The organism is Providencia vermicola (genome assembly GCF_010748935.1).
In the GTDB taxonomy this organism is placed as follows: domain Bacteria; phylum Pseudomonadota; class Gammaproteobacteria; order Enterobacterales; family Enterobacteriaceae; genus Providencia; species Providencia zhejiangensis.
Genome location: NZ_CP048796.1, coordinates 2,728,355 through 2,741,862, shown reverse-complemented (window position 1 = coordinate 2,741,862; position 13,508 = coordinate 2,728,355). Strand labels below are relative to the sequence as shown.

The following is a 13,508-nucleotide window of genomic DNA, read 5'->3' as shown; positions in this document are numbered from 1 at the left end:
ATAAAACAATGAGTTACAATTAACGGTAAAAAAGAAGGTATTTTCTCTAAAATATCACTAACTGTTTGTTGTAACTTATTTTTTATTTGATAAGCTCGCGTTCACTGCCGTATAGGCAGCTTAGAAAACGCAGACTCGCTCATGACGCTCTGATCTATCGTTCACTGCCGTATAGGCAGCTTAGAAAACACAATATATAAGACCACTGACAATAATTAAGTTCACTGCCGTATAGGCAGCTTAGAAATATCACTACGATGCTCAAGTAATACTTGTTTAGTTCACTGCCATATAGGCAGCTTAGAAATGAATGTTTACGCCAAGGGAAAACAATAGTGTGTTCACTGCCGTATAGGCAGCTTGTTGGTGTTTTAAATAAGTGAAGTATACCATCATCATAAAAATGGGAACTTATAGTCGCTAGTGTTGTTTGTGAGATATCATCCCATTAATAGTTAAAGCTGAAGATAATATATCAAAAGAATCTATCAATAGAGCAGTAAATAATACTGCACATCAAATACGTAACCTAATAAATAGAATGATATTATTTAATAATAGTCAAATTTACGTTTTAGTTGTTATGATTTAGATAATGTTTAGCGTATTTGTAAATATTCGCTAAATAACATTGCTATTGATATAAATAGTAAAAAATAGCCCCAAGATATATTGGGGCGAAGCTTAAAATCAGCATTACAGGGAAAATCCAGTAATCAATGCATTCTCTCGTAGGGGGAGAATGTGATAAGTATAGTACAGTAGTTTTAATTAATTGCATAACAAGAATATGTTACCAAATACTGAATGGAATGTACTGTTTTGAACTATTTTAGTGAATGAAATACAATGTTATTGATAAGGTAATATAAATAAAAAAGATAATTTAATTTACACTTTTAAAGTGTTTGGTATATTAAGAGCAATATATGATCAGAGGAGACGAAATCCTTGATGAAATAAACGGTTATCACGATTTACTCTTTCGTTTATATTGTTAGTATATAGTGGTGGGGGCAGTTTCTGTAGCAGAGCATGATATCAAAGAAACTGTAGAGATTATCTCGTCATAGGTGTTGGTTTCCATGAAGGCGTTCGTTGTATTCTTAGGAGGATTGTTATTTTCATCCTTAGCATTTTCATCTGTCAATTCTGTTATGCTTCTTGGGGATGATTACCGCTACAATTTAGTTAACGCGTTCCCGAACAAAAAATTTGTGGCACCTAAAGTTAGTAATTCGCTAATTCAAGATGTTAAACAGGCATTTAGCCAAGAAAGTATCATCCTAGTTGTTAATATGGCTGATGGACCTACTCAAAAACTTAGAGAATCAATTTTAGTTGCAAGGCAATCAGGTCATAACTCTGTCCAAATCTACTTTCACGGTAAACATCTACCAAAAGAAATGCTGGATGACGAAGATTTTCAGCAACTTATGTCATTAGCTATTGAGGAAGTGAACGAATTATTAAACTTATATGATATGCAAGTAACCGCAGTTTATCATGATTGGTTAGATGATTCGTTTGAAAAATTTCTATCCCAGAAAAATACGGTGGAGAGAGTTCTACCAGAAAAAGCGATATTAATGAATCAAATCTATAGCCACGCCTATATCTTCAGTAAAGAAGAAGCGGCAAGTAATGACGCTATTATGGATGGAACAGTTATCGAATTTGCTTGTCAGGATGTCATAAGCAGTGGCACCGTGCGAGTGCAAGAGCCTATTCAGCGAGGTGAGACTTATTCAAACATTATACTACAATTAGAAAATCCAACACTTATTCCAATTTATGCACGTTGCTTAGGGACATTAAATAATAAATTAAGTATGGCTTTCATTACGATTTCTAAAAATGATATTTAAAGCGCGTTAGTCTTTGTTAAAGATATTATAACAAGATTAGTCTGGTTTTATGTGACTAAATTAGGGTGTGTCAATTGTAGGGTAATAGGCTAACGTAATCAGCACAAAATGATATTGTTAGTCTTATTGATATATTCACTTTATAAATCTGTCTTAGTTAGCTGCCGATTTTAGAGTAAATGACTGCATTAATGTGCTATGTCAGGGTTATGGATGATAATATTCTTTAATTAGGGCTTTATTCTAGGAATATTACCTATAGAGGCAAGGTCTATTGAGGTGTATTTTGGATGCTACAGCGTCAATGAGGGTATCATCATGAATAAAATGACTAAATTGTCAGGCCTATTGATTTTAGCGACAAGCTTATCATTAGCGCCGTACGTCTCTTACGCGGAGCCAAATGGTGGCCAAGGTCATGGACAAAATAAAGAGCACCCTAAAAATAAAGGAAATAAGAGTAATCAGGGGAACGGTAAAGATAAAAGGCATGATGCTTCTTCAGATAAAAATAATACCTTATCAGTGGCGTTGACATACAATGAAGCGAGAGCATTGGCTTTAGATAGTGGTATTACAGGTTATAATGCCTTACCGCCGGGTATCGCCAAAAATTTCGCAAGAGGTAAACCATTGCCTCCGGGAATTGCTAAGAAAGCCGTTCCTCAATCCATGCTACTTCAATTGCCACATTATCCAGGATATGAATGGAATATTGTAGGTAATGACTTAGTATTAATAGCGTTGAGTACAGCAATCGTGACTACAATTATTAATGATGTTTTTGATTAATTAACTTTAAATAGTGGGTTAGCGATTCAATAATTATTTTATAGCCCCCGTTTAATTTAGATAAATTAAATGGGGGCTTTATTGTTTGCAATATGCCTTAGGCATACATCTTGGTGACTCAGCGATTAAACACGCAGAAATCTAATTAAAGCGAGAGATAAATAGCCACTATTGGTTTTTTAGATAAACACTCTTAAATGGATACTACGATTAATACTCGCTTATTGGACTCTTAGTGATAAAGATAATGTCTATTACTTTTTATCTTTATTTTTTTCTAACCACTTTTGCATTTGCTCTATTTCTGGGCCTTGGGCATTAATGATTTGTTCTGCGAGTTTTTTCATTTCAGGATCTGTACCATATTTTAGTTCAATTTTAGCCATCTCTATTGCCCCTAAATGGTGAGCGATCATGCCTTGAGCAAAGGCGACATCTGCATTTTGTTCATTCATGCTTTTGGCCATATCTGAATGCATTTTATCCATAGATTGGTTTAACTCCTTCTGCATTTCATTTGTTGTTGAAGAAGACATATGCATTGAATGACCTGAGTTAGCGAAAGCACTCAATGAAACGCTAGCGGCAATAAGTGTGGCGATAGGAAGTATTTTTTTCATGGTAATGTCCTTATGAAATGATAGATTAAACGGAAGTAACCATAAAGCTTCCCCTAAGGTTAAGGTCAATCGGCCCTATAACAAATTTAACTTATTTTACATATGAATTGATTGTGAATTTTTAATTCGATATGGGGTGGTGAAGATAGCGGATTGTTTAATGTGGGTTTTGCTGAGAAGAGCGATACAATGGCATTGATAATGCAGAGCCTATTGCGGTACAAAAAAGCCAATCAGCGGGTGCTCCCCCTGTTGGCTTTAATCGTCTGGCGCTATTTGAGGTTGAATTTAGATCTCTGATACTAATAGTAAAGGGCTAGAGTCATCAATCTGTCACTGTAGATATTTTTTCACTGATATAATTAATCGTTGAAACACCTTTTTCACACGCTGTTTCTTTGAGTGCAGAAGGGGCTTTTTCTGCTGATTTTTTTAAATTATTTAATTGTTTAATATAGGTCTCAGCACCAGCAATTGTTGGGTTTGCTGTTAAATATTCAGTTATTGAGTCTATATTTTGGTAGAAATAGGCACACTGACTTTGGCCAGGTTGAATTGTATCGATGCGCTTTAACCCCTCAGGAATTAATTTGGCTGTATTATCTTTAATTAATTCAGCATATTGACCATTTTTTATTTGTGCAACCGTTGTATCAATTTTGCCTTTTAAGTTAAAAAATAGTGTTGCCATCACGATAATAGCGATAAGTAAAACGAGATTGATGAAGAGGCTAATGGGTAGTAAATATTTTTTCATTATATTCCCTTAAAAATTATTACTATAGCAGAGGTGTTTGTTTTCCTATTACTCATAATATAACATCTACCTTTAATGACAGTGAAATAAAATAGGTAAATATTTGTAACCTTATATCTTAATTATGCGAGTAAACCGAAGGCTTTTTATGGTCGAGAAACGGCTAGGAAAGAGATAACTTTTTACGATAAAAGAAGATACTCAACTAGGTAATATCTGTCGCTCAACTTTATTGAGAACCGCTACGGGGTTGCATGAAGTGTAAAAATTTCATGTTAATTTTTCAGCATGTAGGGCGACATTGACCGTATTTTCTGTACCTTCAAAGCGCTGTGGTTGATGCGTTATGTTATCCATCAAGCGATGTGACATGTTTTCGCGGTTATATTCCTTTTAGATCTTTATTTAGAATATTGTAATCTGACAAACAAAAATAACTTTAAAATAAAGGTTATTTATTTGGTGTTACTTTGGGCAGTATAAATGATGATTATTTTAAACGATTTTTCATCTTTCAGTATTGAAATCGTTTAAAGTGAATCTAAACAATCCATTTTTACTCTTATAATATCTTGATTAATTTAAGTTTTAACATATACCAGCTATTTTAAACGAACCACATTAGGCTGTGTAACATACAGAAAAGCTAAAAATCCATCAATTAAGTAAAATAGAGTGAGACTATAAGACTCACTCTATGGTGTGATCATCAGAAATCGTTGTAGATGAATAACGTTAATAATAAATGATTAAAATAATTTTTTCTGAGGAGGCCCAGAGAAATTCATTTTACCAATATTTTCCATTAAAACCTCGATAACAACAGGTTGTTTTAAGTCGACGGCAAGCTGTAAAGTTGACTTAAAATCGTCTGCTTTATCAATAGTTAATGCTTTAATTCCCATTGATTCGGCTAATCGAGTGAATGAAGGTGTCAGTAGGTCATTATAATATTGGCGGTCAGCAAAATATTTTTCTTGGATCCCGCGCATAACACCGTATCCATGATCGTTCATGATAATTAAGACAATGGGTAATTGTTCTTGGGCCATGGTGGCGAGTTCACCGACACCTAACATCAAACCACCATCACCGACTAAACCAATAACTGGAATTTGTGGGTTGGCTTTGGCACTGCCAATCGCCATGGCTAAACCAAGGCCTATAGCTCCAGCTAACGAATGTATATTATGCCGTGGTTGAGTGGCCTTTAATAATCGGCTCCCCCATAAACTACCCGAAACTGTAATATCTCGAACAAAGATACCTTGAGTCGGTAAGGCGTGTTCGACGGCATCACTGAGTTGGCTGTAGGGGCCACACTGTTCTCTAAGTTGTTGTTCTGCTAAATGAGTCGCCTCTTGCACTTGTTGTCGCCATTGCGGTGAAATCACACTATTCGCTTTTTCAAGTCTTTCAGCCAATGCACTTAGAATGCTGTGGCAATCCGCGGTAACGACAAGGTCTGCACTATAGTTGCGATTGGTCGCTTGAGGATCAATATCAATTTGAATTAAAGGTTGCGGTAATGGCAATGACCAGGTTTTGGTTTCATTGCTGCGTAATCGTGAACCTGCAACGAGTGTGATATCACAAGTGCGCATTAATTTATCAATTGAATCCGCATTATGGAAAGCCCGTAAACTGAATGGATGGTCATCAGATAAAATGCCTCGACCATGGGTACTACTTATCACGGCGACGCCTAAATCGGCTAGTTTTTTAACCGCTGCTGAAGCATGGAGAGCGCCGCCTCCAATCCATAATAAAGGGCGTTGTGCATGTTGTAATCTTTGCCAAATCGCATCAACTTGATCTGTGGTTGCGGCGGGTAGCGGTTGAGTGGTCAGGGGAGTACTGAGTATTGATAAGGGAACGGGGGTATTTTGAATATCAATAGGAATTTCGATAGAAACAGGTCCGCAAGGGATGGTTTGAGCCACTTGAATCGCTTTATGCAAAATTGCGACTGCTTGGGCAGCGCTGTGAACACGAAAAGCCTGTTTAGAACTGGCTCTTAAAAAACCGAGTTGATCACGTGTTTCATGAATAAAGCCAGCATCCATGTCGAGATAGGCTTTTTCAACTTGCCCAGTTATGTGAATGAGTGGTGAGCACGCGTTCATTGCTTCAATCATCGAGCCTACAGCATTCCCCGCACCCGCACCTGTGCTGGTTAAGGCAACGCCTAATCCTGTAAAGCGGCTATGTGCATCAGCCATGGTAACGGCTCCCGCTTCCCCACGACTAGGTGTGAAATCAATAAGGCCTCGTCGACCAATGGCATCGGCAATGGGGAGATTGTGGATTGAGATAACGCCATAAACAGTGCTAACTTGATATTGTTCTAATGTTCTGGCGATCGCCTCGCCAACCGTGATTGTCTCATGCATAGTGTTCTCCTTAAGAATTTGATAACCAATTAACAGCGACGTGTGTAGGGCTGCATATCAATGGTCATTTATTCACACCAACGGTTTGGTTGTGGGTTTAGTGCCAGAAAAATACTTTTTTGTTGCATATAAGCTTTTAGGCTTTCTAAGCCTTTTTCTCTACCGAGTCCGCTCTCTTTGAACCCACCAAAAGGTGTTGAAATGGAGAAAACTTTGTAGGTGTTGATCCAAACTGTGCCAACATCTAATGCATCCGCGAGTTTAAATGCACGTGTATAGTCTTTAGTCCAAATACCTGCTGCGAGGCCATAAAGCGAGTCGTTGGCTTCTTCTATCAACTCCGCTTCATTATCAAAAGGGATCACGACTAATACAGGACCAAATATTTCTTCTTGGCATACAGAAGCTTGATTATTTAGTCCTTCAATAATGGTCGGTAAGAAATAATTACCTTCTTGTAAGTGAGGATCTTGAGGTATTGTTCCGCCCAAGCGGATACTGCCGCCTTCTGTTATTGCTTGAGCGACATAGCGCATTACACTTTCTCGATGCGCTGGTGATATTAATGGGCCAACATGCACACGCTCTTGACGGGGGTCGCCAATAATTAATTGTTGTGTGAGTGCAGTTAACTTTTCTAAAAACGGTTGATAAATTGCACGTGAAACAAAGAGTCGAGAGCCTGCGATACATGCTTGACCCATCGAGCTAAAGATGCCGTAGCAAACACCATGTGCAGCAAGATCGAGATCCGCATCTTCTAAGACGATGGTAGGTGATTTGCCTCCAAGCTCTAATGAGGTGGTGATCAATTTGTCAGCAGCGATATGAGCGAGTTGTCTGCCGGTATTGGTACCACCAGTAAAGGATATCTTTCTGACTAATGGATGACGAACAAGGGCATCACCCACAACAGAGCCTTTACCGGGCAACACGCTGAGTAGCCCTGAGGGCAATCCGGCTTCTTCAAATAATTCGGCTAGTTTTAACGAAATTAATGGGGTTGCTTCCGCTGGTTTTAATATCACCGCATTTCCCGCCGCTATTGCTGGAGCAATTTTTTGCATATCACTGGCAATAGGGGAGTTCCATGGGGTTATCGCAGCGATGACGCCAAGAGGTTGGTAGGTACTTAATGTCATCATATCAGGTTGGCGGCGAGGGGGTAATTCGCCACCACTGACCTCACAAACGGCGGCAAAATAGCGCGCTGTTGCCGCTGCACTCATTACTAAGCCACGGGCTTCTGCCCATGGTTTACCGTTATCGAGAGTTTGTAAACGTACTAATTCCTCAGCGCGTTCTTCAATGAGTGCACTGACTTTCAGCAGAATTGCGGCTCGCTGGTGGGCGGGCATATAGCGCCAAGCGGGGTCACGCCATGCGTTATCTGCGGCGAGAACAGCCTCTTCAACATCGTCTAAACTGGCGCTGTTAAGTGTTGCAACAATATGTTGATCACCAGGGAAACGTGAATGCATTTCGTGACCACGGCCTAGTTGCCATTTTCCCCCGACAAAGATATCGATTTTTTTCATGGTCCTACTCCAGTCAGATAATGGCTTTTTGTTCTGCAATGCGACGACAAATTTCGACGGCGCTTAATGCTGATAACAAAGATGTTTTGGCATTTAAAGGCAGCGGATTACCGTTTAGTTCGATACAAAAATGGCCGAAATCCCCCGAGACATCGATGCGATGACTATTTTGGGTGGTGATTGGATCAACCATTAACTCAACTTTAGTCTCATCCATGCCAATACCATAAAGAGCGACAGTTGCTGCGACATTGGCATTGGCAGGAAATTTCAACGCCGCTTCTCGTGCAGTTCCACTAAAAAACACCGTCGGTTCGGAAACCGCATCAAGGTCGATATAATTTTCAGCGGGGCCATTACGCCAACTGGCAGGGCTCTTTCTTGATTGGTAGGTCACTTGATTGATCGTGGCTTCTTTTGCGCAGCGTAGGCCATCCAATCCAGCAACCGCACCTGATAAGGGTATCAATGTGCCTTGATGCTGGTGAGCTTGATGACGGAGAGTGTCAGCGAATTGCGCATCAGCAAGAGCACCGGTTGAAATAATCGCGAGTGTCCACCCCTTTTCTAATATTTTGGCAGCATATTGTTTTACAGCTTGTTGACTTGCACACTCTAGAACCAAATCAGGTTGTTGTATGGCCTGAGTCGGCGAGCTGAGTGGCGTCACACGGTTTTGAAAGCGTTGTTGGATATCAGGATGATGATGTTCTCTTGCCACTATCCAACGCAATTCAATGCCTTTGGGTAAGCGACTAATTACTTCATTGGCCATTGCACCATATCCGATCAGCATTAATGTTTTCATCATAATTCCTTTAAATGTGATGGCAGAAACCACCTGAAACATCCAATGCCGCACCTGAGGTAAAAGAAGCCATTGGTGAAGCTAAAAAGACGAGAGCTCTAGCTGGCTCTTCAGGTTTACCAAGGCGTTGCATTGGAATACCGCGTTTTTGGGCAATCTCGCCAATCCAACTTTCCCAATTAAGACTTTTATCACTGCGCTGTTCAAAACGGCGCCGCCACTGCTCTGATTCAACCATGCCGAGCAAAATAGAATTCACACGGATGCCTTTTGGTAAAAGGGTTTTTGATAGGTTTAGAGTGAGGTTGAGTAATGCTGCACGTGCAGCAGAGGTTGCTACCATGTGAGGTTCTGGTTGTAAGGCTAACAGTGAATTGACACAAGTAATGGAGGCAATCTCAGATTGCTCCAATAATGTCATAAATGCATTAACGGGGTTAATGACGCCAAATAATTTTAGTTGGGCCTCGTGTAACCATGCCTCTTCGGGCGTGTCGGCATAGTGAGCGACATACCCTTGTCCCGCATTATTGATCAGTAAATCAGCTTGGCCAAAGTGCGATTGTACTTGTTGTGCAAAGGCTTCTGTTTGTGTTTTATCCATAACATCACAGCAGACAGCAAGAAGCTCCGCTTGTGGATAATCAGCTTGTAACATCGTGAGTGTTTGCATCAATTTGTCTTGATTACGCCCACAGAAAGCCACTTTACATCCCTCTTCGAGCAATAATTGAACGGTCGCTAATCCAATCCCTGAACTGCCACCGGTGACGACGGCAACACGATTTTTTAGCTGTAAATTCATAGCGCTTTCCTTAATTAAACTTCTACAACGGCAGAGTCGCCAAAAATTGTTTCAGGTAATGATTAAATGGCTGAGATGCATCGAGATAGCTTGCATGTCCAGCCTGTTCGATATAGACGAGTGAACAACCTTGTTGTTGAGCGATCGCTTGGACTTTTTGAGGCGGCGTAATGGTATCATCAAGGCCTACTAGCATCTGGAGCGGACCAGAATAATGGCTGAGATAACGATTAATATCATCGTATGCCAGCATCCAAGCCGCCGCTAAGAATCCTTTAGGATTGAGTTTACGCATCGTCTGCCTAACCCAATCTATTTGTTGCTCACTGGCTGTTGGGCTTAACAAGGCGGCTGCACGTTGTTGCGCATAATTTTCAATACCGGAATTGAAGACGATAGTCTGTCTTTGTTCATAAACTTGTTTTTGTTCCGTTTTGTCTTTAGCTCCATAACCTTGCGCTGGGTTAGCTAATAGTAATCCTTTAATACGCTGTGGGTATTTTGCCGCAAATGCACTGGCTATAATGGCACCAAGGGAATGACCAACGAGCACCACTTGCGAAATAGCTAAACCGTCAATCAAAGCCACTAATGCCTCTGCATAATCGTTAGCTGTTGGTGTGTCGGTCGTCAGGGCTAGACTATTGAGGTAACCCGGCGCCTCCCATGCGAGTAGTCGGTATTGTTGAGTCAGTGATGAATCCGCCAGTTGATAAATCCACGATGCAGATCCAGAGCTGATACCGTGAAGTAAAATGATAGTTTCTCCTTCACCTGCTTCACGCCAGTTAACATGATATTGACCAAAATCAGCGGACCGAATAGTTGGCAATTGTTCAATAGGCAGTTTCATCACTCAATTCTCCTGTTAACCACGTTTCACTTTTGATAATGGATGATCGTCTGGATAGGTTGGAATCGCAGGTTTTGGTGTACCAATCATGACGCACATTAATGCTTCTTCTTCACCATGGTTGAATAGGCCGCGATAAATACCTGCTGGAACTGAAATCAGGTCGCGCTCTTTAAGTATCGTTTCATATTCTTCATCACCATCCTTAATGAATAGGGTAATTGTTCCTTTTAGCATGAAGAAAACCTCTTCAACATCAGGGTGTAAGTGAAGAGGGCCCTCACATTTTGAGGGAAGAACCATTGTTGAAAAGGTAAAATTTTCAGCAGGAACGGTATTTACATCGTTAGCAACACCTGTCGCGCCTGTACCGATGTAGCGCATTTGTGCACGGCGATATTTGGGATCAAAATCAGCTTGAAATTTCAACGCGTTCCAATCATATTTACGACCTTCGAAGCGGGCGATGCGTGATTCAACCCAATCTGCCATCGAGGTGTCTTGTGGTTTTATTTGGGCTTGTTGTGACATAGTGATATCTCCGGATATTGAGTAGTAAAATCAGTATTTTTTGATGATAGGTAGCAACAAGACGCTACCGATTAAACCGATAATGACGATAAATAGTAGGCCGCTATCCATATCGTGGGTCAGTGTGATTAATACCCCCATCAATAACGGTGCTGCCGCGCCAGCAAGATTGCCGAGTCCATTAAATATGCCACCAGCGAGTGCGCTGACTTGTTTCTGTGTGGCTTTGGCGAGTAGTGCAAAAATATTGGGTGCTCCCGCCCCCCACATGAACATGCTAAAAGCCATCATTAAAATGATGCTGTAGGTCGTACTTAGGAATAACACGCCTGCCAATCCAGCGACGGCGCCTAGCAATGAGATAAAGCAAACCAGAGCGCGACGGTCATAACGATCTGAAAGCCATGCGCCTATCGCCTCACCAAACAACATGGCGATAAAGGGGAGAGAAGAAAGGATCCCTGCATGCTCTAAATTGATGGATTTACCCTTGATTAAATAACTGGGTAACCAACCATTCATTCCCCATAGATAAACAAGGAACGCAATATTAAATAAGCAGATAATCCAAAAATGGCTATTGCGTAAGAGGATGTTGCGTTGTGTTTTGGCTTCAGCAAGTTCGGTAATGGATACTTTTCCATCAACTTTTTTAGCGTGTTGATTGACTAAATTAGGGTGGCGAATACCAATAACGACAAGCCACCACACAGGCACCGTGAAAGCCGCCATAACAAAAAAGGTGCTTTGCCAGCCAAAACTGTGCAGTAAATAGATAGAAATAGGAAAACCGAGTGCGGCACCAATCGGTGTACCTAATAACCAAAGCATTGTCGCTCTTGCTTGCATTTTTTGTGGAAAGGTGCGACGAACAATGGCATAAGAAATCGCCAGTAAGGGGCCTTCAGCAATGCCCAGTAAGACACGTAAGACAACCATCGTTGTGTAGTGATGGGTAAAGCCCATAAAAATCATCAAAATACACCAACTGCTAATCATAAACAGTAGCATTTTTGTTGGATGAAATTTATCGCCAATACCACTGAGTAGCATGGATGAAATACCATAAGAAAACAGAAAAGCACTCATCAACAATCCAAGACGAGTTGGATCAAAATCAATCCCTAATGCTTTTTGGAATTGTTCATCAGAAAATAAAGCGGCGATGCTGATTTTGTCGAAAAAAGCTAGCAATACACAGGAAAATAGAGCGATTGGGATGAGCCAATTCACTTTTTCTGTGTGTTGGGTAGCTGTTTCACCGGTTTGTGTCACTGAGGGCACAGATATTGATTGATTTGCCATAGTATGTCTCCTGTCTGTACATTTACTTCAGTGACATGAGTGAAAATTGAGGATCAGCTAGCTCTAAAGGGGATAATTGACGGCTGTTTTGCATCCACCTTTTGCCTAATTTAATGGTGCGAGCATCGTTAAATGCGACCATTTGAACTAATTCATTGTCATTATTCAGTGAAAAATGCACTTCGGACGTTGGCGTTATTCGTTGAATATGTTGGGTTGCCTGTGAAGTAGGGACTCCTAAAATCTGGATATTATCTTGGTATTGGTCTGACCATAGCCACGCGAGCTCATTAAACCCTTCACTATGGTGGTTAAGCATGGCCTTTGCGGTGCTAATGGCTTGGTTCTGTGCATAAGCCCAAGATTGCAAACAAAGGGATAACGTGGGGTGACAAGCGACATCGCCAGCGGCATAAATATCAGGGTGTGAGGTTTGCCCCTGTCCGTTGACAACGATGCCATGGGTTAATTCAAGGCCTGCCTGAGCCGCTAATTCAAGATTTAATTCAACACCAATTCCCATGACGGCAAGGTCAAATGATTGGTTAGGTCGCTTTGCACAGCGAATACAGAGTTCGTCTGTATTTTCATCAAGTAAAATTTCACCGCAATCGGTAATAACATTCACGCCAGCTTGTTGGTGGCGTAGGGCTAATGCGTTTGATACGCTGCTGGGCACACTTCGCTGACATAAACGCTCTTGGCGTTCAAAAATAGTGACATCGATCCCCATTAGGCGTGCGGAGGCAGCGACTTCTAAACCTATCCATCCACCACCAATAATGGCAATTTTTTTGGCTGATAATAGCGCGCGGCGTAATTTTTGCCCGTCATCCCAAGAGCGAAGGGCAAATACTCGTGGGTGGGACTGCCAAGCAGAGGAAAGGTAGCGAGGCCGCCCGCCTGTAGCAATCAATAGCTTATCAAATGTTAAGCCGCGTCCATCACTGAGTTGAACCTGTTTTTTCTCGCTATCAATGCCAGTGGCCCGAATAGGGCGATACCACGTTAAATTTAACGCCTTGGTTTCTTCTTCACTGAATAGACGTGATAATGTGGTGTTTTCTTGAACAAGGGCTGCTTTTGATAACGGTGGTCGTTCATAGAAATCATGTGGTTCATCACTAATGACGGATAAACGCCCTTGATAACCTTGGTCCCGTAATGTTTTGGCTGCCCAGCCTCCGGCTTGTCCACCACCGATAATCACGATACCGCCTTCAATTAATGGTTTCATC

The 13,508-nt window shown here is 41.0% G+C and carries 12 protein-coding genes; 2 read left to right on the top strand and 10 right to left on the bottom strand.

Translation table 11 applies throughout. The features are described from left to right. Positions 1 to 1,085 precede the first annotated feature (1,085 nt). Complete coding sequence (locus G3341_RS12310) at positions 1,086 to 1,868, top strand: elongation factor Tu (RefSeq protein ID WP_154622575.1); 783 nt, start codon at positions 1,086 to 1,088, stop codon at positions 1,866 to 1,868. Between the two features lie 318 nt (positions 1,869 to 2,186). After that, positions 2,187 to 2,660, top strand: coding sequence for an anti-virulence regulator CigR family protein (locus G3341_RS12305; protein WP_154622574.1), 474 nt, complete (start codon positions 2,187 to 2,189; stop codon positions 2,658 to 2,660). A gap of 254 nt (positions 2,661 to 2,914) precedes the next feature. Here G3341_RS12305 and copM read toward each other — a convergent pair whose 3' ends face one another. The 10 genes from copM to G3341_RS12255 form a co-directional block, all read right to left on the bottom strand. Beyond that, a complete protein-coding gene (gene copM, locus G3341_RS12300; RefSeq protein WP_154621784.1) occupies positions 2,915 to 3,280 on the bottom strand; it encodes a CopM family metallochaperone in 366 nt (121 codons plus the stop codon). 325 nt (positions 3,281 to 3,605) lie between these two features. Then, a complete protein-coding gene (locus G3341_RS12295; protein WP_154621785.1) occupies positions 3,606 to 4,037 on the bottom strand; it encodes a hypothetical protein in 432 nt (143 codons plus the stop codon). A 749-nt stretch (positions 4,038 to 4,786) separates the two neighbouring features. Beyond that, positions 4,787 to 6,430 (bottom strand): thiamine pyrophosphate-binding protein, encoded by a 1,644-nt coding sequence (locus G3341_RS12290; protein ID WP_154621916.1) that lies wholly within the window; start codon positions 6,428 to 6,430, stop codon positions 4,787 to 4,789. A 68-nt stretch (positions 6,431 to 6,498) separates the two neighbouring features. Continuing rightward, a complete protein-coding gene (locus tag G3341_RS12285) occupies positions 6,499 to 7,968 on the bottom strand; it encodes an aldehyde dehydrogenase (protein ID WP_154621915.1) in 1,470 nt (489 codons plus the stop codon). Positions 7,969 to 7,981: 13 nt separating this feature from the next. Next, on the bottom strand, positions 7,982 to 8,776 hold the full coding sequence (locus G3341_RS12280) for an aspartate dehydrogenase (RefSeq protein WP_154621918.1): 795 nt from the start codon (positions 8,774 to 8,776) through the stop codon (positions 7,982 to 7,984). A gap of 10 nt (positions 8,777 to 8,786) precedes the next feature. Continuing rightward, a complete protein-coding gene (locus tag G3341_RS12275; RefSeq protein ID WP_154621914.1) occupies positions 8,787 to 9,581 on the bottom strand; it encodes an SDR family oxidoreductase in 795 nt (264 codons plus the stop codon). 22 nt (positions 9,582 to 9,603) lie between these two features. Beyond that, on the bottom strand, positions 9,604 to 10,434 hold the full coding sequence (locus G3341_RS12270; protein ID WP_163863606.1) for an alpha/beta fold hydrolase: 831 nt from the start codon (positions 10,432 to 10,434) through the stop codon (positions 9,604 to 9,606). A 15-nt stretch (positions 10,435 to 10,449) separates the two neighbouring features. Next, positions 10,450 to 10,965 carry a cupin domain-containing protein gene (locus tag G3341_RS12265; RefSeq protein ID WP_154621913.1) on the bottom strand — a complete coding sequence of 172 codons (516 nt, stop codon included), beginning with the start codon at positions 10,963 to 10,965 and terminating at the stop codon, positions 10,450 to 10,452. Between the two features lie 30 nt (positions 10,966 to 10,995). Beyond that, complete coding sequence (locus G3341_RS12260) at positions 10,996 to 12,270, bottom strand: MFS transporter (protein WP_154621912.1); 1,275 nt, start codon at positions 12,268 to 12,270, stop codon at positions 10,996 to 10,998. A 22-nt stretch (positions 12,271 to 12,292) separates the two neighbouring features. Next, the gene (locus tag G3341_RS12255) at positions 12,293 to 13,507 is read right to left on the bottom strand and encodes an NAD(P)/FAD-dependent oxidoreductase (RefSeq protein ID WP_154621911.1); all 1,215 of its coding nucleotides are present in this window, start codon (positions 13,505 to 13,507) and stop codon (positions 12,293 to 12,295) included. Position 13,508: the final 1 nt, after the last annotated feature.